The sequence below is a fragment of the Phyllobacterium sp. A18/5-2 genome, from assembly GCF_025452215.1.
Lineage (GTDB): Bacteria > Pseudomonadota > Alphaproteobacteria > Rhizobiales > Rhizobiaceae > Phyllobacterium > Phyllobacterium sophorae.
The window spans coordinates 2,808,417-2,828,712 of sequence record NZ_CP104966.1 but is presented as its reverse complement, the minus strand read 5'-3'; the positions used below and the strand labels follow the sequence as shown (position 1 = coordinate 2,828,712).

General features: G+C 54.9%; 18 protein-coding genes, 2 tRNA genes and 2 pseudogenes. 13 read left to right on the top strand and 9 right to left on the bottom strand.

Features of this window, described 5'->3' with window-relative positions; translation table 11 throughout:
* Nucleotides 1-64 precede the first annotated feature (64 nt).
* From N8E89_RS14105 to N8E89_RS14095, 3 genes are all read left to right on the top strand, one after another.
* Nucleotides 65-898 (top strand): FkbM family methyltransferase, encoded by an 834-nt coding sequence (locus N8E89_RS14105; protein ID WP_106664869.1) that lies wholly within the window; start codon nucleotides 65-67, stop codon nucleotides 896-898.
* 235 nt (nucleotides 899-1,133) lie between these two features.
* On the top strand, nucleotides 1,134-1,460 hold the full coding sequence (locus N8E89_RS14100; protein ID WP_112760654.1) for a hypothetical protein: 327 nt from the start codon (nucleotides 1,134-1,136) through the stop codon (nucleotides 1,458-1,460).
* A 184-nt stretch (nucleotides 1,461-1,644) separates the two neighbouring features.
* Nucleotides 1,645-2,202 carry a hypothetical protein gene (locus N8E89_RS14095; RefSeq protein ID WP_315975652.1) on the top strand — a complete coding sequence of 186 codons (558 nt, stop codon included), beginning with the start codon at nucleotides 1,645-1,647 and terminating at the stop codon, nucleotides 2,200-2,202.
* A gap of 1,117 nt (nucleotides 2,203-3,319) precedes the next feature.
* Here the strand turns inward: N8E89_RS14095 and N8E89_RS14090 are convergent.
* Entirely contained in the window at nucleotides 3,320-4,306 is a 987-nt protein-coding gene (locus tag N8E89_RS14090) for an MlaD family protein (RefSeq protein WP_262260271.1), read from the bottom strand.
* 203 nt (nucleotides 4,307-4,509) lie between these two features.
* Between N8E89_RS14090 and N8E89_RS14085 the strand changes: the two are divergent.
* The 4 genes and pseudogenes from N8E89_RS14085 (at nucleotide 4,510) to N8E89_RS14070 (ending at nucleotide 7,804) form a co-directional block, all read left to right on the top strand.
* A pseudogene (locus tag N8E89_RS14085) lies at nucleotides 4,510-5,410 on the top strand (LysR family transcriptional regulator).
* 90 nt (nucleotides 5,411-5,500) lie between these two features.
* On the top strand, nucleotides 5,501-5,827 hold the full coding sequence (locus tag N8E89_RS14080) for a DUF1236 domain-containing protein (protein WP_315975651.1): 327 nt from the start codon (nucleotides 5,501-5,503) through the stop codon (nucleotides 5,825-5,827).
* Between the two features lie 333 nt (nucleotides 5,828-6,160).
* Nucleotides 6,161-6,712 carry a PRC-barrel domain-containing protein gene (locus N8E89_RS14075; protein ID WP_113174651.1) on the top strand — a complete coding sequence of 184 codons (552 nt, stop codon included), beginning with the start codon at nucleotides 6,161-6,163 and terminating at the stop codon, nucleotides 6,710-6,712.
* A gap of 96 nt (nucleotides 6,713-6,808) precedes the next feature.
* On the top strand, nucleotides 6,809-7,804 hold the full coding sequence (locus N8E89_RS14070; protein ID WP_112760658.1) for a LacI family DNA-binding transcriptional regulator: 996 nt from the start codon (nucleotides 6,809-6,811) through the stop codon (nucleotides 7,802-7,804).
* Here N8E89_RS14070 and otsB read toward each other — a convergent pair.
* A complete protein-coding gene (gene otsB / locus N8E89_RS14065; RefSeq protein WP_106664857.1) occupies nucleotides 7,786-8,547 on the bottom strand; it encodes a trehalose-phosphatase in 762 nt (253 codons plus the stop codon). The two genes, N8E89_RS14070 and otsB, sit on opposite strands and share 19 nt — an antisense overlap.
* Nucleotides 8,548-8,688: 141 nt before the next feature.
* Here otsB and N8E89_RS14060 point away from each other — a divergent pair, with 141 nt between their 5' ends.
* The 4 genes from N8E89_RS14060 to N8E89_RS14045 all read left to right on the top strand — a co-directional run bounded on the left by N8E89_RS14060 (nucleotide 8,689) and on the right by N8E89_RS14045 (nucleotide 14,345).
* Nucleotides 8,689-10,125 carry an alpha,alpha-trehalose-phosphate synthase (UDP-forming) gene (locus tag N8E89_RS14060; protein WP_112760660.1) on the top strand — a complete coding sequence of 479 codons (1,437 nt, stop codon included), beginning with the start codon at nucleotides 8,689-8,691 and terminating at the stop codon, nucleotides 10,123-10,125.
* A gap of 84 nt (nucleotides 10,126-10,209) precedes the next feature.
* Entirely contained in the window at nucleotides 10,210-12,858 is a 2,649-nt protein-coding gene (treY, locus tag N8E89_RS14055) for a malto-oligosyltrehalose synthase (RefSeq protein ID WP_262260265.1), read from the top strand.
* A gap of 111 nt (nucleotides 12,859-12,969) precedes the next feature.
* Nucleotides 12,970-13,419 (top strand): pyridoxamine 5'-phosphate oxidase family protein, encoded by a 450-nt coding sequence (locus tag N8E89_RS14050; protein ID WP_112760662.1) that lies wholly within the window; start codon nucleotides 12,970-12,972, stop codon nucleotides 13,417-13,419.
* Nucleotides 13,420-13,622: 203 nt separating this feature from the next.
* Nucleotides 13,623-14,345, top strand: coding sequence for a DUF2270 domain-containing protein (locus tag N8E89_RS14045; RefSeq protein WP_112760663.1), 723 nt, complete (start codon nucleotides 13,623-13,625; stop codon nucleotides 14,343-14,345).
* A gap of 80 nt (nucleotides 14,346-14,425) precedes the next feature.
* On the opposite strand, the gene N8E89_RS14040 is transcribed toward N8E89_RS14045, so the two are convergent.
* Nucleotides 14,426-15,625: an HPP family protein gene (locus tag N8E89_RS14040; RefSeq protein ID WP_262261911.1), complete on the bottom strand. Its 1,200-nt coding sequence runs from the start codon at nucleotides 15,623-15,625 to the stop codon at nucleotides 14,426-14,428.
* A gap of 438 nt (nucleotides 15,626-16,063) precedes the next feature.
* On the opposite strand from N8E89_RS14040, the gene N8E89_RS14035 reads away from it, so the two are divergent.
* Nucleotides 16,064-16,834 carry an SDR family NAD(P)-dependent oxidoreductase gene (locus N8E89_RS14035; RefSeq protein WP_112760668.1) on the top strand — a complete coding sequence of 257 codons (771 nt, stop codon included), beginning with the start codon at nucleotides 16,064-16,066 and terminating at the stop codon, nucleotides 16,832-16,834.
* A 54-nt stretch (nucleotides 16,835-16,888) separates the two neighbouring features.
* Here N8E89_RS14035 and N8E89_RS14030 read toward each other — a convergent pair whose 3' ends face one another.
* A complete protein-coding gene (locus N8E89_RS14030) occupies nucleotides 16,889-17,383 on the bottom strand; it encodes a hypothetical protein (protein WP_162707242.1) in 495 nt (164 codons plus the stop codon).
* Between the two features lie 105 nt (nucleotides 17,384-17,488).
* On the opposite strand from N8E89_RS14030, the gene N8E89_RS14025 reads away from it, so the two are divergent.
* Nucleotides 17,489-18,148 carry a hypothetical protein gene (locus N8E89_RS14025; protein WP_262260260.1) on the top strand — a complete coding sequence of 220 codons (660 nt, stop codon included), beginning with the start codon at nucleotides 17,489-17,491 and terminating at the stop codon, nucleotides 18,146-18,148.
* A gap of 132 nt (nucleotides 18,149-18,280) precedes the next feature.
* Here the strand turns inward: N8E89_RS14025 and N8E89_RS14020 are convergent, their stop codons facing one another.
* The 5 genes and pseudogenes from N8E89_RS14020 to N8E89_RS14000 all read right to left on the bottom strand — a co-directional run bounded on the left by N8E89_RS14020 (nucleotide 18,281) and on the right by N8E89_RS14000 (nucleotide 20,125).
* Nucleotides 18,281-18,754 carry a VOC family protein gene (locus N8E89_RS14020; RefSeq protein ID WP_262261908.1) on the bottom strand — a complete coding sequence of 158 codons (474 nt, stop codon included), beginning with the start codon at nucleotides 18,752-18,754 and terminating at the stop codon, nucleotides 18,281-18,283.
* Between the two features lie 357 nt (nucleotides 18,755-19,111).
* Nucleotides 19,112-19,188: transfer RNA gene (locus N8E89_RS14015), tRNA-Arg, on the bottom strand.
* Between the two features lie 47 nt (nucleotides 19,189-19,235).
* A pseudogene (locus N8E89_RS14010) lies at nucleotides 19,236-19,543 on the bottom strand (ETC complex I subunit).
* A 73-nt stretch (nucleotides 19,544-19,616) separates the two neighbouring features.
* A tRNA-Pro gene (locus tag N8E89_RS14005) sits at nucleotides 19,617-19,693 on the bottom strand.
* Between the two features lie 144 nt (nucleotides 19,694-19,837).
* Nucleotides 19,838-20,125, bottom strand: a complete 288-nt coding sequence (locus tag N8E89_RS14000; RefSeq protein ID WP_106664842.1) for a DUF982 domain-containing protein — start codon at nucleotides 20,123-20,125, stop codon at nucleotides 19,838-19,840.
* Nucleotides 20,126-20,296 lie beyond the last annotated feature (171 nt).

The following is a 20,296-nucleotide window of genomic DNA, read 5'->3' as shown; positions in this document are numbered from 1 at the left end:
GAGTTACGCGGGTTAGCATCACGCCATATTATCCGATTTATTTTTTGAACTGGACCTTATTTCAATGTCTTATTTTGAGCGCGCCGGATTTGAGCCCCGGCCGAACCTTCTTACTGATGCAGTCAAGCGTTTGAGCGGCTTCCTGACTTTCCGGCCCTTCGTGAAATTGCCGCAGCTTCCGTTTTTGGGAAACGCCTCCCCAAGCGATTTGAATATTATTGATGGCGATGACGTCGGTCCCGATATCCCGCAGCCCAGCTATGTCGGCAGCATTTGCCGTATTCTTCGTTCCGCGGGCGTATTCCGGGAAAACGCAACCGTGCTCGAACTGGGCGCAGGATCCGGCGTGCAAACAGTGGAAATCGCCACGTGCGGCGCGTTTGCGCTTGTCGTCGCTGTCGAACCGGAAGCGGACAATTTTTCAGCATTGCAACGAAAAATGGACGAGAACGAGCTGACGGACGTTGTCTGCTGCCTTCCATGTGCTGTCGGCATCATCGACGGCATGACGAATTTCTATGTCAATCGAGAAGACAGGCAGCGAAGCAGTATCAAGCAGCGTACTGATTTGATGGTCAGAACTGCAATGAGCACGGTCAGTACGATTTTGCAGGATACCGGCATTGCGCCGGATGAAGTTGCCTTGATCTGGATCGATATCGAAGGGTATGAGGCGATTGCCTGCCTGGCCATGACCGAGATAATGGCGCAAGGGGTGCCGATCCATGCGGTGCTTTCGCCGGATTGGTATCACGCGGATCAAGGCTCGAGCCTCATTCGCTATCTGGCCACCTACTATCATCGTTGCGTCGTGCTTGATGATCCCTCGCGGCACGTCATCAGTGTGTCGAAAATTCCGCTGGATCGAGGCAGAATCCGAGTTCTTCTCATCGATTGATGCTGGCGATTCTGACGCGACGCGCAGATTCGCGGTGTTGCTGCATACTCCGTAGTTTCAAGTGCACGATATGCGCAGTCACCATGAAGAAGGCATAGGCAGATCCGGCCGCAATCTCACTCGACATTTTTCTGATCGACCTTGCCAAAGCAGCGCCATTGGCCCATTCATGTCCCACCATGAAAACCAAATCCGATTTGGGATTTTGCACTGCGCGACCGGGGACATTGAACATATGACGAAACGGCACCTCCAGGTGATCATGCTCACCGCCCTGCTCACCGGTTGCGGTAATATTCAGGGCCAGCTCGACAGTGAGAAAATTTCGTCGCTGCGTTATGACACGGTCGAGTGTCCGGCACTTGTTGCACAACGCAACCAGGCTGCCGCCGAAATCAGCCGCCTGACAAATGGCGCCGGCTATCAAGAGCCAAACGTCATTACCGGTTTAGGGCCAGTTCTACCCGACTATCGCACCGCCAATCAAAAGAAGGCTGGCGCATTGCAGGGGCAGGTCGATTCCATGGGCCGGTCTATCGACCGCAGGAAGTGCGCTGGTTAAGTCATCGTACTGGGTGAAAGAGAGCCACTGCCGCCCAGCCAGCTGCAGCTTCCGCCGCTCCTCGCACAATTGGCCATTGTGCGTGCAATTTGGCGCTCGGTGACCACACGAGAAATACTGACATTCTTGCAGCGAACAATATGATTGCTTGTTGAAATGACCGATTTACAACGGGCTTTAAACGTTGTTTCGTATTGATCATCCGACTCCAAATGGAATCGAACGCAATGCAATTGGGGGCATCAACATGATCTTGGGTATGACACCGTTTACTTTATTCCACGTGATTCTGAGCTTGATTGGTATCGTTTCCGGCTTGGTTGTTCTGGCGGGTATGCTGGCTTCCGACAGAAAAGAAGGCTGGACCTTGATCTTTCTGATAACAACCGTCGGTACGAGCGTGACGGGCTTCCTGTTTCCGTTCGGAGGTTTTACCCCGGCTATCGGATTCGGGATTATCTCCATGGTCTTTCTCATCACGGCGATCATCGCGCTTTACGTCTGCCGCCTCGCCGGCGCCTGCCGCTGGATCTATGTGGTGAGCGCAATCGTCTCGCTTTATCTGAACGTCTTCGTGCTGGTTGTTCAGTCGTTTCAAAAGATACCGGCGTTCAATGCCCTTGCGCCGACGGGGTCTGAACCGCCATTTGCGGTTGTGCAGGGTGTAGTTCTCGTGCTGTTTGTCTTTGCCGCGTATCTTTCTCTCCGGCGCTTTCATCCGCTCCGTACTTTAGCGGCATAAGATAAAGGATAGTGCGCCTAGTACACCTTCTCACGGCAGTTTGATCATCAGACAACCGCAATCCCGAAGCGGACAGCATCAATCTCAGTTGAATAAACGCGAAACTAGGCGTACACCTATCAGCTTAGCGAATTGTTAGGTTTCGGCCTTCCGGTATAGACCGGGAGGTATTGCTCTTCTCCAGGGAGTGACCAAATGGGAGACGTGACGCTTCATACCCCCCATAATGCAAGCTGCGCGACGCCGCAAATACTACAGAAAGTCCGCGAGGAAATGCCAAAGAAGCCGTCCAGCCCGAATAAGCTTTCGGATATACTGAGACGTGCCAAAGGTGGATTTACGCACCGCCGGTTTAAGCAACATACCGCATAATTGGCGATTGAATTCGCCAAGCCGTATTAGCCGGCCAAGCGCCGGACAGCGCTGCGACGTCGCTTGCCGCACAGGTTAACTGTGCTGCACCGGTTTGCGCGTCTGGCTGTTTGGCGATACAATATCCCCTCAAAAATCGGTGAGGTTACGGATATGCGTGATCTTGATTTTATTCTCGCCATAATCGTGGTTGCTTTGCTTGCATACCAGGCAACGCCCCATTGGCGGCGCTAAGCATCCCTGCGCTCCCGGCGGTTAATGGTATTTTCGAACTTTCGAGCTAGTTCTATAGCCTGAATTGTTGAGTTGTTTTCGAACTGCCGCTGTGGCCTGATGCGACCTGAGCCGCATGTATTTCTAGGCTCAAAGTCCTCTTAATCACTGTTTTCATTGGCAGATGTAGGGAGGCACCAATGGAAGAGGAGGATGACAGAAAGGAAAAAGGGGATTACACGCCATATCTCACTTCGATTTGGGGCTACCTCATAATCTTTTTGATCATCATACCGATCGTTTTGTACTTGGGCCGTCAGTTCGGAAGGTAGTTGCTTGTGTCGTATACTGGCTTGATCAAGAGGGTGAGAAACCCCGCGGCAACTACATTTAACGAGTCGAATGACGAAAGCGCGTTCTCAATCGACAATGAATTCAAAGCCTATCTCTACTGGCCGCTGGCGGCCGTCTTGCTTGCGATATCCATAGCCAGCTATCTGGTCGGAATGTATTTCGCTTCCTGACAATCCGCTTAGCGCGGAGCTTCGTATTCCGGAACTTTGTTATCGCTACCGAAAATCAGTTTTTGCGGATTATCCTCGATGTCCGAAACACCTCTTTCAAGGCGCTGAACAGAACGGCGGCTGGCGGAAACAAACTTCTGCGCCTCGCGAAGTTTGTCGCCGGTCAGGTTGGCGAGATTGTTCATGACGGCCACGAGTTGAGCGTTGAGATCCTTTGCCTGCACCTGGTACGATCGAAGCTTGGCCTGGACTTCGCTCACAATGCTGTCCTTGTCATTGGATAGCTGTTTGTCGGCCCTGGCAAGGCCGTCATCGATCTTGACCGAAGCAGAATTGACGCGTGCGATCACCTCGCGTGCGTCCTCCATGACGTCTGCGGCGCTTCGCGCTTTCTGGCCATAGTCATCGATCAAGCCAGTGCTGGCCGCAAGCCGGTCGGTCGCGGCCTTGGCCTGCTTGATGCTTTCCATAAACGGCCCCCTGGTATCGGCCACATATTTTTCCGTGGCAGCCGTCGCCTGATCGACCCGCTCAATCCAGTCCTGCGCGGTTTCGACCAGCGTCTTCAAGGATGTTGGATCAATATCCATACGGGCGACTGTGTCTTCCTTTTCCGCCTCTTCCAGCAATTTCGGCTCATAGGCCTTGCCGCCTTTCAACTCGATATAGGCGCGCCCGGCGAGTAACTCAAATGCCAGCGTGGCGACAGTGGATCGGGTGATCGGTGTGGTCAAGTCGATATCAGTCTGGACGATGACGGCGTCTGGATTGGTCAGATCGACAAAAAGACGACGTACTTCCCCGACCTTCAAACCATTGAAATAGACCGGGCTTTTTGCTGCGAGGCCGGTAACCGATCCTGGAACGCGGATCTCCAGCGTGGTCGTTTCGCGCGTCTCGCCGTAGCGGCCGATCCAGTAAAAGAAGCCGAATGCAAGGAGACATACCACCAAGCAGAAAACCGTTACGAGCATATAGTTGGCTTTGGTTTCCATTGGTTTTCCGGAACGACTCCGCATCTGGGGATCAACACCCCTCATTACCGCCTTAACCTGCGGCAAATCAATGGCGAACAGGGCCACGCTCCGGGTTTGACGAGACCGATTGCCGCGATGTGATTTTACGGGACGGTATGGTGCTTGCAGGATGTTCGGGTTAGCCTGATGGTTTACCAGCCCCTATCCGGAATATTCGAACAATGATGAAGCTTGAGGGAATTTACACCTTTGTGGCCGTGGCAGAAGCCGGGTCAATCAGCGAGGCTGCCCGACGCCTGCGTCTGTCGAAATCCGTCGTCAGCGAGCGGCTTGCCGAGCTGGAGAGGCAAATCGGAGCAATCCTGCTGCATCGGACAACGCGCAAGCTTACCCTGACTGAAGATGGGGCGGCATTTCTCAAACGCGCATGGCGGATCACACGCGATGTCGAGGAAGCGGCCGCCGATATGGGCGAGCGCCGTGGCAAGCTGGTCGGACCTCTGCGGATCTCTGCGCCTGTCACATTCGGACGCATGCACCTGGGCCCTGCCCTCTATCCGTTTCTTCTTGCCCACCCCGAAATAGAACTAACACTCGATCTCGACGACCGCCGCGTCGATGTGGCCGCTGGCGGCTATGATGCTGTCGTCCGCCATGGTGCCATCGCCGATTCACGGCTGATGACCTGGCGTCTCGCGTCGAGCCACCGCGTTCTGGTCGCTTCGCCTGCCTATCTCGACCTGAATGGCAGCCCGGTCTCGATCGACGAGCTCGACCGCCACAAAGGGATATTCTACGCCAACCGCGGTGTCGCCGACTGGAGCTTTGCCACGGCAAACGGCGCCACTCTGGTACGTGGACGAACAGGGCTCAACGTCAACAATGGCGACATGATGCGGGACGCTGCTATTGCGGGTCTCGGAATTGCGCTGTTGCCCACCTTCATCGCCGGCGCTGCGATCAGGTCTGGTCAGCTGCAAGTGATCAATGTTGGGCTAGAGGCCGAGGTGGAATACATCTACGTCGCCCATCCGGAGGGGACGCATGCCCTCTGCCAAGCTGAGGGCTTTTGCCGGCCATCTGCAGAATGCGTTTGGAAATCCGGCCTACTGGGACCGCTGATTGATGGCGCAGACTTTGCCCCCCGTGCAAGACCAGCCGCCCCACCAAGCCGCAATATCTGGAACAAAATGAACATATCATCAGTTTGGGATGCTGGAGGAGGCGTCAACCACAGGAGGAAGAACCATGAAACGGATACTTCTCTTAACCGCAGCAATGATGATGGCAGGCGCAGGGTACACCTTTGCGCAAGACACGGTGATAGTCGAAGTTCCGCAACCTGCACGGGAGTATGTGATCGCTCATCCGTCAGACCCTGTCGTCATCGAGGGCGATGTTGCGGTCGGCACCGTCATTCCGGAAGATGTGGATCTGGTAGAGATCCCCGACAGTCCGGATTATGCCTACGTTTACGTCGACAAGCAGCCCATCATCGTTTCAAAAAGGGATCGCAAGGTCGTATATTTGGCGCGATAATCAAGGGATTCCGGGAATGTGCAGTACCTCGAATGGATTGCGTGTTCCCGGCCCCCAATACGCAACCAACGCACTTTCTCAGTGTCGCTCACTTGAGCAGTCATCTCGCGCATTTCAATTTGCTTCAATGCTGGCAGAGGAAAGACGGCCCGCCTGAAATGCGGTTGCTTAAGAGCGAGGGTCATGCTGGGGACGGTGGTGAAAAGATGCCATTTTCCTGAATTTTTTCGCGTTCTTGGGAACCTACAGCCTGCTTCTTTGTTCAGTCAGGGAGTGAGAGTCTTCAAGCAAGATCATGAAAACTCTCGGCGTCAACGAAAAGGAGTACGCAAGATGATGAAGAAACTCATTGCGGCCGCCGCATGTGTGGCCTTCATGTCGGGCACAGCGTTGAGCCAGACTGCTCCGGCACCCGCCGAAAATACTGTACCGCTAACCGTCACGAATAAGGAGCTGTTCAAGCCAGCTGCGGGAACACCTGCGGCAGCGCAGGATGCCGCCGCTCTCACCAAGGCATTGGAAGGGCAGATCCTAGCTTCCGGATTCATTGGGAAGCCGGTCTATAACGGTGACGGGGACAATGCGGAGACAATAGGAAAGCTCAACGACCTCGTCATAGGGCCTGACGGTATGGTTCAGGCAGCTGTGATTGGCGTCGGCGGTTTCCTTGGTGTCGGCGAAAAGGATGTCGCGGTTGCTCCCAATCAGCTCAAGCTGTCCACGCGGAGTGACGGCAATAGCTGGCTGGTCCTGAACACGACAAAAGATCAGTTGAGCGCCGCGCCTGCATTCGAAAGATCGGCCAATTTTACCGACGGTGTCGCCGATCCCATGAAGACAGGCGCAACCACAGCTCCAGCCGCACCGGAAACACCGGCGAAATGATCGCCTCTGACAAAGAAGCCGCTGTTTCGCGCAGCGGCTTCTTTTTGTCGTTCTCGATCTGAGAGCGATGAGCCCAGAAACAGAGCCTGAAACTGAATGAAGCTAAAAGATCTGGCACGCGAACTGGGACTTTCCCTGACCACCGTTAGCCGAGCCTTGAATAACTATCCGGAGGTCAGCGATGATACTCGCGCCCGTGTCAAGCGGGTTGCGGACCAGGTGGGATACCAGCCGAATATCATCGCGAGGGGACTAGCTGTTGGTGAGATCGGCGCAATTGCGGTCATGGTGCCCAAAGAGTCCACGTCTTATCTCGACCCGGATACCATCGAGTTTCTTGTGGGTATCGCGGAAGTCCTCGCTCCGGCCGGACAAGACATTTTGCTGGTTCAATCCTCCCGGGATGAAAGCTTGGAAACCTGCCGCAATATCATTGAAAGCCGGCGGGCGGACGCTATCATAATTTGCTACCCCGCCCCCGTTGATAGCAGAGTCCGCTTCTTGGCCGACGCCAATTTTCCATTTGTCGTCTATGGCAAGTCGCGCACGCCCGTCGCCCATACGTGGGTTGATATCGACCACAGGGACGCCGCATTTCGATCCACTGCATTTCTGTTCGAGCGTGGACATGAAAAGATTGCGGCTATCGAAGGCCCCGTGCAATTTGCCTTTGCGGAAGAGCGAATGGCAGGCATCCGGCGGGCCTTCGACCAATTCGAGCTGCCGCCGTGCATAATAAACGACACGTTCTGCGACTATACGGGATATGAGCACACGCTGCGCCTGCTCAGGCAGGCCTCACCGCCGACGGCCTTTGTCTATGGTTCACTGCTCAGTGCGATTGGGGGAGGTCGAGCGATCCGCGAGCTGGGTAAACAAGAAAGGATTGCGGTCGTCACGCAAGACAATGGCGTTCCCTATCTCAGCCCAAAAAACATACTGCCGCGAATGACCATGACCTCATTTCCCATTCGCGAAGCGGCGAAACGGGTTGCTCAACAGACTATTCGGATGATGGACGTCAATGCCGCCATAGAAACAGAATCGTGGAAACCCCGGCTGATATCGATTGCTCAATCGGGGCGCGATTGAGCGAGTTGCGAAATCCAACGCCGAATGGAATTTGCAGAATCCACGCTGGATCTCGCCACGCTTGCGTGCGCCAGCGTCCCGACCCTGATCGATCTGCCGGCCGTCATATTGACAAATTCGAACATCTTCTCGTCGGTAAGATCATCCCCTACGGCGATAGGCCTGCGCCCCTTGAACGGCGCAACGGCCATCAATCTTGCAATGGCAGTGCCCTTGCTGGATGCGCCCGGATGAATCTCGACGACCATCTTTCCATCCTGCCGCGCCCAGCCCTGGCCAAGTTGCGTCAGAACTGTCTCAACAAGGTGATCGACGTCTGGACGGGCTTCCGGTGCCTGCCGGTAGTGGACGGCGATAGCAATTCCCTTGTCCTCCACAATCATACCAGGCCATTTCCTCGCAAGGCCGCCCAGTTCCCGCCGTGCGCCGTCGAGCGCGTTCTTATCGACAGCGCTGCGATCGATTTCACCGTTTCTCTCGTGTCGTATTTCCGTTCCGTGCAACCCGGCTGCCGGAAATCGATACGGGTCGAAGAGTTCATCGATGGAACGTATCGAGCGGCCGCTGACAAGTGCCAGTGCGCCACCCATGCGCAACGAAATTGCAGCGAGCTGGTCAGGCAGCCCAGGTGGCACGATCACTTCGCTGGGTGTTTCGGCAATATCGATCAACGTGCCATCAATATCCAGGAACAACGCCGAGGAGTTGAGTTCGGTTGGCAGCGGCTCATTGATTTTGTTCATTGTTTCCCATCACTCGCTCAGCATACTCGAGCGAATTGTTGCCCCTTGCGCACGACCAATCAATCCCTTGTGAAAATTTGATCGGAACAAAAGCCCAATCGGGAAGTTAGACCCTACTCGATGAAAACTAAGGAATTTGAAATGGGACGCCTGGTTGTAGTCTCAAATCGCACTGGCGATTTGGGAAGGAAAACACAAACCGGGGGCCTTGCCGTCGGCATCGTCGACGCTCTCAAGAGCAGCGGCGGGATGTGGGTTGGATGGAGTGGTGAAGTTGCCGACGATGCAGATGCATCAAACGCGCAGTTGGAAACATATGAGAACGTGACCTCCCTGACAGTATCATTGTCAGTTCAAGAGCATGAGAATTATTACCTCGGCTTTGCCAACAAGGTGCTTTGGCCCTCCTTCCACTATCGTCTGGACCTCATGGATTACCGGACCGAGTTCGCCAAATGCTATGCGGCGGTGAACCGGAAATTTGCCGATACGATTCTCCCGCATTTGCGCAACGATGATCTGATCTGGGTGCATGATTATCACCTCATTCCACTCGCTTCGGAATTGCGGCGGCAGGGAAGCGCGCACCGAATTGGCTTCTTCCTGCACATTCCCTTTCCTTCCGTTGATGTGTTTTCGGCAGTGCCGCGTCACGGATGGCTGCGAGAATGCCTGTTGCAGTACGACCTGATCGGCTTTCAGACCAAGAATGACGTCCAAAATTTTTGCCGATATCTGAAGGAGCACTCCGAAGCCAAATTTCTTTCGCCAAATCTGATAAAATGGAAGGGCCGCATGATCAGCATTGGCAATTTTCCGATCGGCATCGACGCGGGCCGGTTCTCCGCCATGTCGCACGAGAGCGATGACGGGATAGAATTTGAGCGCACGCGGCGCAGCCGCCTCAAGCGCTTCCAGGTTATCTCGGCAGATCGCCTCGATTACTCCAAGGGACTTCCTCAACGTATGAAGGCGTTCAGAAAATTCCTGGATTCCTATCCCGAATATCTGGGTCGCGCAGAGTATCTGCAGATCGCTTCGCCCTCGCGTGAGGATGTCACGGCCTATGCCGATATTCGTGCGGAACTGGAGCAATTGACCGGCGCAGTCAATGGCAAATATGCGGACTTCAACTGGGCGCCGATACAATACATCAACCGGAACATCCCTCGAGAAAAACTGGCGTTGTTGTTTCGATGCAGTCTCATCGGTCTCATCACTCCGCTACGCGACGGCATGAACCTGGTGGCAAAGGAATACATCGCCGCCCAGGACGCCGAAGATCCGGGGATACTCATATTGTCAAAATTTGCCGGTGCCGCGGAGGAGTTGGAGGATGCGCTCATCGTCAATCCCTACGATACAAATGAAGTGGCACAAGCCATAAGAAGAGCGGCAATAATGCCCATGGAAGAACGCAGAACGCGATACGGCAATCTTATCAGCCAGATTTCCGACCATGACGCACAGCTGTGGCAGGACGAATATCTTGCTGCGCTTCGATCGGTGCAAACAGACGCTCCGCGATCCGCCGGGCCGTCGCGCCAAAACTGGAACGTGCCAAGTTCCCGGCATTAACTCCTGTGAGATTTCCTGTGAGATTCTGAAACAAACAACTGAGTGGAAGCATGTATATCCCCAATTCAGCCTATCGAGATCCAGTTGCACACTGACACGACATTCAAAGAGACTACTGATGCGATTTCATATCTGAAGGCGCTTGGGATCGATGCCCTCAGCGTGTCCTCTCCGTTCCAGTCCGTCCAGCTTGGTGAGAGTGACCTGACAGCAACTGTTCCGACAGGACTTGACCTGCAAATGGGTGCCGAGAGCGGTTTCGCCGAGCTGAATTCCGAGCTCGCAAGAGCAGACATGCATCTTATTGTCGATCTGAATCCCAACCATATGCCTGCATCGCATGAGAATGCATGGTGGTTTGATGTGCTGGAATGGGGCGGCAGCGCAAGGTACGCCAACCATTTTGACATCGATTGGACAAGGCCAATTACACTTCCAGTACTGGATCGCCCGATTGGCGAGGAAATAGAGGCCGGAAAATTTCAGCTGGCATTCGAACGGGAACATGCGAGTCTCGGTGTTTCTTATGGAGGCCAGTTCTATCCCCTGACGCCATCCAGTTACCGCAAAGCACTTGAGGGCATCGCCAACAAGGCTGCCAAAGCCCTGATCGAAACGGCGAACGATGCAACTCCCGCTGCGCCGGGCGATTTTCACTCTGACGTATTGAGAGAACTTGACGATGCCGATGTCACCGAGCGGCTCGAGATAGCGGCGGGCCTGAACGATATTTCCAGTGATGCGGACCGGCTGACAGAGCTGATGTGTTTGCAGAATTGGCGATTGGGGGTCGCCAAGGGCGCTGCCGAAGCCATCAGCTACCGGCACTCTGCCGATTCGAAACGCACTGTGGGTGTGCGGATTGAAGATAAGGACGTTTTCGCTGATTACCACAAGTTAGCGCTGGCATTGTTGGATGAGACCCAGATCCGGGGATTCAGAGTCAATGGCATCGACGAACTGGCGGATCCGGCAGGATACACCAGGCAGCTGCGGCTCCAGGCCGGTGACGACACATTCGTGGTCACTGACAAGATCTTGCTGGACGGCGAAAAATACATGGACGATTGGAACGTGAACGGCACTGCGGGCTATGAATTCATCTCCACCGTCGCGGATCTTTTCATCGACCATGGCGGACTCGCCAAGCTGCAGCAAATGTACCAGTCAGAACTGGAAACCAGCACTGAGTTTCCCGGCGACTACCGGTATGCGAAAGCCACTATTCTGCACAGCTCATTCGCAGACGAACTCGATAAACTGGCTCAAAGATTGACTGAATTGGAACCGCCTCACGCCGACGAGTTGCTGTTGCGCCGCGCAGTCGCAGAACTCGTCGCAGAATTGCCGATATACCGCACCTACTCCAAGGATGGCACGTTTTCCCCATTCTATCTCGACACACTCCAATCCGCGGCGAAGCAAATTTCCGATCGCGACGGGCAACCGGCCAACGAGCGCGAGACACTCGCATTTATTCTTCGCATCATGAGTTCAGAGGAAACGGCCTCCAGCCCCGAAGCGGCGAGATCATTTACAGTTCGCTTCCAGCAGTTAACTGCCGCCGTAATGGCGCAAGCCATACAGAAGTCGTACCGGTATGCGCGTGGTCCGATTGCCCTTGACGAATTGATGTTGAATGCGGGCGCCACGGCTGATCCGATTGGCGCCTTTCATCAAAAGATGATCGAGAGAGCGGTCAAAGTTCCGTCCGGTATGCTCGCGACATCATTTTCTTACGCAACGAAGTTTGGAGAAGACGCACGGATGCGTCTGCTGGCCCTTTCAGAGGCCTCAGATGTTTGGGCAGGAGCGGTCGATCGTTGGCGGCGGCACCACGCTGGCAATCTGGCGACGATTGAAGACATGATCGTTCCCGACCCAAGGACCGAATGGCTGATCTATCAAACTCTGGCGGCAATCTGGCCAGTTTCATTGCGTATTGACGATGACGCCGGCATGACTTCAGTCCGCGAGGATCTGATTGCATTCGTGGAGCGGGCGATTCGAGAATCGGAGAAACAGTCGTTCTGGACGGGCGTCAACAAGCCCTACGAACAGGCGGTCCTGAATTATGTCGACCGCATCTTCATGGATAAAGTCTTCCTTTCCGAGTTTGTGGAAACGATGAAGCCATTTTGGCTGACTGGTGCGCTGAACAGTTTTTCTCAAACCGTTTTGAAGCTTACGGCTCCAGGAATTCCGGTGGTCCATAGCGGTGCTGAAACGTGGGACTTGTCGATCTCTCCATCCCTGAAACGACGCCCCGTCAACTTCCAGGATTTGAAGGATCAGCTTGCCTATGCCGATCAATCGCCGCTGAATTTGCTTCTGGAAGACTGGGACTCCGGCTGTGTGAAGCAACAGATCGTAAAGTCCCACCTGCAGGTTCGCCAGGAAAGAGCCGAACTGTTTGCAGAAGGTGACTACACGCCTCTCACAGCAACGGGCAAACAGGCCGATCATATCGTGGCGTTCTATCGCCAATTCCAGCAACAATACGCTGTGGTCGCCGTCCCCAGGCTGTGTTTCGACATGTTGAAACCGTTCAACAGGCCGGTTCTACCGCTGCCTGAATGGGAAGACACTTTCCTGCAGATACCCGATGCACTCGCCGGCAAAGAATTTCGCCATGTCATCACCGGAAATGTGCAGATTTTAGGCAGCAAGTTTCCGCTCGTGGAGGGCTTGCGGGAATTTCCCGCGGTCACGCTGATTTCAGAGCGTGTCTAAGCACACCTTGCGCACAATCTTGCATGAACTATCATCGGGCGGCAGGCAGTCTCCACCCATCCTCCATGCGAGGCGGCCAGTTGAGTCCAATGACGCCAAACGGGGCACAGCATGATTATTCACGAGATGACCAAACAGGAAGTTCGGCAAATGCTTGAACGGGCAAGCATTGGACGATTGGCATGCGCAAGCAACAACCAGCCGTACGTTGTCCCGCTACGCTTCGTCTACAATCGCGTTTATCTCTATTCATTTACAACGCTGGGGCAGAAAATTGAATGGATGAGGGAAAATCCCAAGGTCTGCGTGGAATTTGACGAGATCGATGGTACCAACGAATGGAAAAGTGTGGTTGTAACAGGAAGGTTTGAAGAACTGACAAATTCTCCTGAACATGCGGGAGAGAGAAACAGCGCCCACGAGCTCCTGAGCAGGTCAGCCGAATGGTGGCAGCCCGGTTACGTGAAGACGGTCATTCGCGAGCAAGAACGACCGCTGGAACCTGTCTACTTTCGTATTTCCATTGTAGAGACATCGGGCCACAAAACGGTCAAGGCTTAACAGAAGCCTGCAGGCGCAGACGGTTTTCCGTTAAAGCCTGGCCGGGCGACCGGCGATCCCCCTCAGGCTCCAGCCGTTGCTGGAGACCAGCGTTGCGCGACCAGTTCATCCTGAGATTTCCGGCCAAGTCTCACCGGCCTTGACACGCCACGGGCACAGGAACAAAGCTGGAACAGGAGGGAGGATACGGACGGGAGGCGGACATGGACGAGGTTCACGAACAACAACTGGGCAGCGACACAACGGTGAAATCATCAACGCCGCCGTTTCCAGCAACCACGGCCGAGTACATCACGGTATTGGCGCATTTCCACCGCGCCGAGATGGGCCGGATGGCGGGCTGGCGCGACCGGATCGACCGAACAACCAACTGGGCAATTACCGGCGTTGCAGCGATGCTGTCGCTATCGCTGTCGACGCCCACATCTCATCACGGCGTGCTCCTCTTCGCCATGGTGCTGGTGCAACTTCTGCTTCTTATCGAGGCGCGGCGCTATCGCTTCTTCGACGTATACCGTGGACGGGTGCGACGACTGGAAAAGTACTATTTTGCCCAGATCCTTGCCCCTCTCCCCGCGGCAGACAACAGCTGGACGCGTCTGCTTGGTCAAGATTTGCGTAAGCCGCAATTCTTGATCTCCATACGCGCTGCGATGTCGCGCCGACTGCGGCGCAACTACCTGTGGATGTTCCTCATTCTGCTTTTGGCCTGGGTGCTGAAAATATCCACACCCAAGTTGCAGGATGAGGGGGTAGGGCTCGATGTGGCCCGATCGCTTCATGAGATCATCGGCAACGCCGCATTTGGGGCAGTACCAGGCTGGATAATCATCCTGCTGGTGATCTTGTTCTACTGCTGGCTCGCCTACGCTGCCCTCCTTGTCAACGATCCTGACGAGACGGAGCACAGCGAAGTTCGTGTTTGATTGGGTGAATATCAGTTTGACCACTGACGCTGATCGACGATCGGCAAGCTCGATGACCTGCCCATGCAAAGGTGCTTTATCTAAGCCGCGCGAGTGTCTTCGGAGGCCGCCTGCGGGTTATCCGGTTGCTCGCTCGCCCCCCGGAACAATGCAGCGATCAGGTCGGACTGTGTGACGATGCCAACAACCCGATTATTTGCGTCCACCACCGGCATATGATGCAGCCCCATATCGGCCATCGGGGGCACAAGTTTGGCGATCATGGTTTCAGGCAGCGCTGATTGCACCCGGCGCGTCATTATGTCGGCCACGACATGCTTCGATTGACGCGCCAGGCGCAGCTTGTTTCCTACCCGCACCCGCCAGCCGAGATGAAGCCGGCCGTCTTCCGCCAGAAGCGAGGCGCGCATAAAGTCCGTCTGGGTGACAATACCAACCAATTCGCCATCCTCTGCGGTGACGGGCAGAGCTTTAATCCGGTGATTGATCAGGAGTTTCCACGCCTCCCGCAGAGGCGTCGCCGGGCGAACAGTCGCCACATCTCTGGACATGATATGCGAACAGGTGATCTCGCCGGACCGTCGTTCATAGGCGCGTATCTGCGCCTGATGCAGCAAGGTATCAAGTTCGTCCGGGCTTACGTTTACGATCTCGTCGTATTGCGCGAGTACATCCTGCAAATCGCTTGGCACAAATCCAATCCGCTCGGTTGGAACCGGATCGGCCGTACCGTGGACATTGACCTGTGGCGCTGGCAAGAGATGAGGATAGCGGCGGCCCGTCAAATTATTGAACAACAATGCCGCCGCCAGCAGAAGCAACGAATTGAGACCGACTGGCCAAAGAACAAAGGCATAGCCTTCAGCATGAACGACCGGCCCGCCCAATACCGCCGTCAGCGCGACGGCACCGCTCGGTGGATGCAGGCAGCCGAGAGCGAGCATCAACCCAATTGCCGCGGACACCGCAAGCGCCGAGGCGATGATAGGGTCGGGAACGAACAGGGCGAACGTCACTCCAATGAACGCCGACACAATGTTACCCCCGACGATTGACCAAGGTTGTGCCAGCGGACTTGTCGGAGCCGCGAAAAGGAGCACTGCCGACGCGCCCATGGGAGCAATAAGCAGTGGCAGACTGACATCCGGACCAAGCGCCAGCTTGCTGATCACACCTGTCAGGAGAATCCCTACGAGTGCGCCAAGACAAGCCCGCATGCGCTCTGTCTTGCTGATCGGCGCTACGTTGGGCATGAGGCGCCGTAGGAAGCTCAAAAGCATCGATGCATAAACCCGTTCGAATGTCTGGCTGCGATTGCGTTGTCTTACGCGCAAGTGAAATGTCTGATGAAATCAATAGCAGCTCGCACAATATTTAGGCAACGAATAGACATTCCCATTCCACGCAAAACTGAAAATTAGATTCCACTTCAAGCCCCTTCCTTGGGCGAATATTCCAGCAACTCCGCTGGTGTTAAAAATGCGCCATTGGCAGGTCTCCATCGAAACACGAATGCGCACATACAGAATTGCCGATGTCCTGGCGTGTAACCGTAACGTACTTGCGCTGCTGGCGGTGCTTGATCGAAGCTATTGCGAAACCTCATCATCTTGACACCGGCCCCGCGACAAGAGCCAGCGCGGCGAAAAACTCTGGGGCTTGATGTGGGAAGCTCCAGACGAGCCTGTCTTGCGATTGCGGAGGATACCGTGGAAGGTCTGCACAAACACGCACCGGATTTTGGTCTCACAGGAAAAGTGACATTGGTCACTGGTGCCTCACGCGGCATTGGCAGGGCCTGCGCCCTCGCATGCGCCGCCGCAGGTTCCGATATCGTTCTCGGCCTGCGTGACATTGCTGCATCCACGGCGTTGATTGCGGAAATAGAAGGAATGGGCAGGAAAGCCCTTCCTGTCCGGCTCGATATCTCGAATCGGGGCGAAATTGAAACATCCGTCGCCAAGGCGATTGAGCATTTTGGGCGAATTGACGTTCTGGTGAACAATGTCGGCGTCGCCCCCGGCGATCTCGCTGAGCGCGTGGCAGAGGCTGACGTTGACGAGATACTGCAGGTCAACATCAAGGGCACATTTCTGATGACCCAGACCGTTGCCCGGCAAATGATTGCACAAAAAGCCGGACGCATCATAAGCATAAGCTCCCAAGCCGGCACGGTGACGCTGCGTGGGGAGGCAATCTATTGTATGAGCAAGGCCGCCATAAATCATCTGATGCGCTGTCTTGCTGGCGAGTGGGCGCAGTATGGTATCACGGTCAACACCGTTGCACCGACATTCATCTGGACCGATGGAACGAAACCCGCGCTGGCCGATAAAGATTTCCGTGACAGAACGCTCGGACATATTCCCTTGGGCCGGATCGGGGAAACCGATGATGTCGTGGGTGCTGTCGTCTTCCTGGCGTCGCCGGCGGCTTCCCTTATCACGGGATTGAACTTGCTGGTCGATGGCGGATGGTCGGTTTCGTAGGCGATCCCGACTGAGTTCAAACCAGTGGCCGGCGGCTTAAAAGGCCGTAACAACCTATTGTAAATCAACGAATATCGGCACATGGCCGAACCATCCGATGATGGTTGGCGACCAAAGCATCCCGATTGAAGCGGACCGGAAATGGAAGTGATCCGGGTTTAACGGCTTCCCCTCTTCCGCGCAAAAAGTTGCTGTTGTCCATCCTGCCAATTCGAAAGCGGGCAAGACTGTCATTGTCGCATTAATCGACGTGATGGTCTCTGGTGGCGTCGGGCGAGACATGATCATATGGCGACCGTCAGTCAGGATTTGGGATGAAAGATGTTTCTGATCAAGCAGAGCGTGCAGAACAGCAGAGGCGACGTTCTGAGGGATGATTCTTGCCGGGTGGATATGTTGAGCGCGAGCACTGCGGGCCCGCGTTTGAAGCGATCCTGGCTGAATAAGATCACAGCGGGGTTGATGAAAAGCATGGTCAATGGTGGGCTTGGGACGAAAACAACAATAGTGAAATTCACGAGTGGTGGATTTCCCTATTAGAGTGTTCACTTGCCTTCCCAATTCACATGTCTCATTAGACGCCGATTTCCGGCGTTGCATCCCTCTCAAGGGCTCGGCAACACGTCGCGCCCATCGTCGACACACCGGTGCAAGATGAAACGGCCTGAACTTACTCAAATCCTTCTGGTTGCCGCCGCCCTTGGCGGTGCCATCGCGCTCTATGCACCGTACCTTTCAGCGCATTGGTCCATCTCACCGTTCGGTGACACGATCTATCTGACCGGACCACTGTTCTGCGATATCTCACGCAGTGTGATGGCGGGCGTGTCGCCGTTGATGAACTGGTCGACCTTCGAAGCACTTAACTACAATCCGCACGTAGCTCCCTACTATCCGTTCTATCTTTTCGGCTGGCTCGACTTCTGCTCGGCCACGGCCGCCGCACAGGCTACTGACATCATCGTGATCGTTCATGTCGCGATCTTCTCGATCACAATGACGAGCCTCATTAGAGCGACCGGAGCAGGCCTTGTCGCCTCAATTGGCGGCGCAGCCATCGCCGCGACCCTCCCGAATACCTATACGATTTCTAACTTCCCGACCTTTATCGCGGCTGCGGCTTGGCTTCCCCTGGCCACCGAGGGTCTCGTCCGCCTTTACTATCACCGGCAGTTTGCACTCGGCGCCCTGCTGCTGGCAGCAGGAACGAGCGCCATGGCTAGGCAAGGTATTCAACACCGTCGATCTACACGTCCGCGAAGGTTATTCGCGCCTGCCGTACACATTCGTTGTGGGGCTCGCTTTCAAGGCTGAGTAACGCAAGACCTGCGACCTCTTGGTCATATGCCGAGCGGGCTACCAGACCAGCTCCACTCCCCCAAACGGAATTTTGTGCATCGCTTTCCATGTTGGAAACCCTAGAACTTGATAGACCAACAATGGAACTCAGCCGCGCCGCGCATCCTCGATAGCAGCGACATCGATCTTCTTCATATCCATCATCGCCTCAAAAGCGCGTTTTGCTTCATCGCCGCCAGCAGCCATCGCTTCGCTCAGCACGCGCGGCGTGATTTGCCAAGAGACGCCCCATTTGTCCTTGCACCAACCGCATGCACTTTCCTGGCCGCCGTTGCCGACTATGGCATTCCAGTAACGGTCAGTCTCTTGCTGGTCATCGGTGGCGATCTGGAATGAGAACGCCTCGTTATGTTTGAAGGTTGGCCCACCGTTGAGGCCGATGCATGGGATACCTGCAACGGTGAATTCAACCGTAAGCACGTCGCCCTTCTTGCCGGATGGGTAGTCGCTGGGCGCCCGGTGGACAGCACTTACAGAGCTGTCTGGAAAAGTCTCAGCGTAAAACCTGGCTGCTGCCTCGGCGTCCTTGTCGTACCATACGCAGATCGTGTTCTTGGCAATTGACATCACTCGCCCTCCCTGTCGAAGACCATACTGTAATCTGTGCAGAACGCGATCAACTGTCAAAGGATGCAGAGAGAGACATTTTTGGGAGATAAATCTCCGTCTGCCTCAAGCTGTTGCTCGGAGTGGGTTTGACCGGGGCCAACGCCGGCGAGGCTACTCCACCCACGACAGCTGCAAAGATGGCAAACAACATTTCGGGCGCGAACGCCATTCACAAGAAATACCAACCGGTCGATTCGGAAAGCGTCAGACAGAGCAACGAAGCAGAACAAATGGGGCCGAAAAGTCTAAACTCCACTCGGACCCGAGTCTGAACTTTTGGATTTCACCGCAGCTAAGCTATTGAAAAGGTGGCGATCCCGACTGGATTCGAACCAGTGACCGTCGGCTTAGAAGGCCGGTGCTCTATCCAGCTGAGCTACGGGACCATTTTGTTTTCCGGAACTTCGCCGGAAAATTGCAAAATTCTGTAAAATCAATGTGTCCAGGGCTGCTTGCGGTCGAGATCGGAAGTTTTCCGAATACGAAACCACGCGCCGCCGCGTTTCCTTGGGTTCGTACACCGTATAGGCAATGCTGTTTTTCTGTGCGTAGGCGATAGCCTCTTCCTTCGTTTCAAACGTAAGGCGAGATCTGGCTCTTCATATCACGCGACGAGGTATAGCCCATCAACGGTTCAACCTTGCGTGGCTGTTCCGGCTCGAATTCAAGTGTCCAGGTATCGGCCTTGGCCTTGCCGGACTGCATTGCGGTTTTTGCTGGGCGGTAGATACGTGCTGCCATGGAAGAATCCCTTTGTCTGCAATTCGCATATATTACAGGCTTTTGATGAACTCCAGCAGCATCTTTTTTGAAGTGGTCGGAGCGGCAGGATTCGAACCTGCGACCCTCTGGTCCCAAACCAGATGCGCTACCAGGCTGCGCTACGCTCCGTTCCGACTTGAACGCTGATGTCCCTAGAGTCTTCGTTCCCGGAAAGCAATAGCTCAAAACAGGAAAAGGTGAAAAAAGGAACAAATGGTTTTGCGAACGGAACGTTCGCCAGCAAAAAGTCGAGCGGAAATTGGTGCGCTTGCCTTACGAACCACGTAGGCCATGCAGCCGAGATTGCAGCTGTGCCGACGGATAGTCAACGAAAATGCGAGCTTCCTTGGCTGCTTCGATAAAGGCCGACCGGCACTCGCTCACTGTTACCTTGCCGTCCAGCGCATCAAGGCATTTCTGCCTGGCAGCCTTGAGTTTCGCTCCGTCGTGGATTGGCCAGCTCATCAACAAACATTCGGCCGCCTCAGGAACTGAACCGATGTTTCGGGGCTTTCCGCCGGGCTGCGTTTCAATTGTGATGCGTGGGAACTGCGTGGTCATAGTGCACAGTAACGTTGCAAGATGACAGTTGTTCCGCGGCCGGACCCGTTTGCGGAAAATTACGACTAACCTGTTGATAATACGTCGTTAACTCTGTTCAAAAACTGTCGGCGCTGCTTCAAAACGCTCCATGATTTTCTGCCTTTTCCAGACATCGCGTCTCGTTGCCGG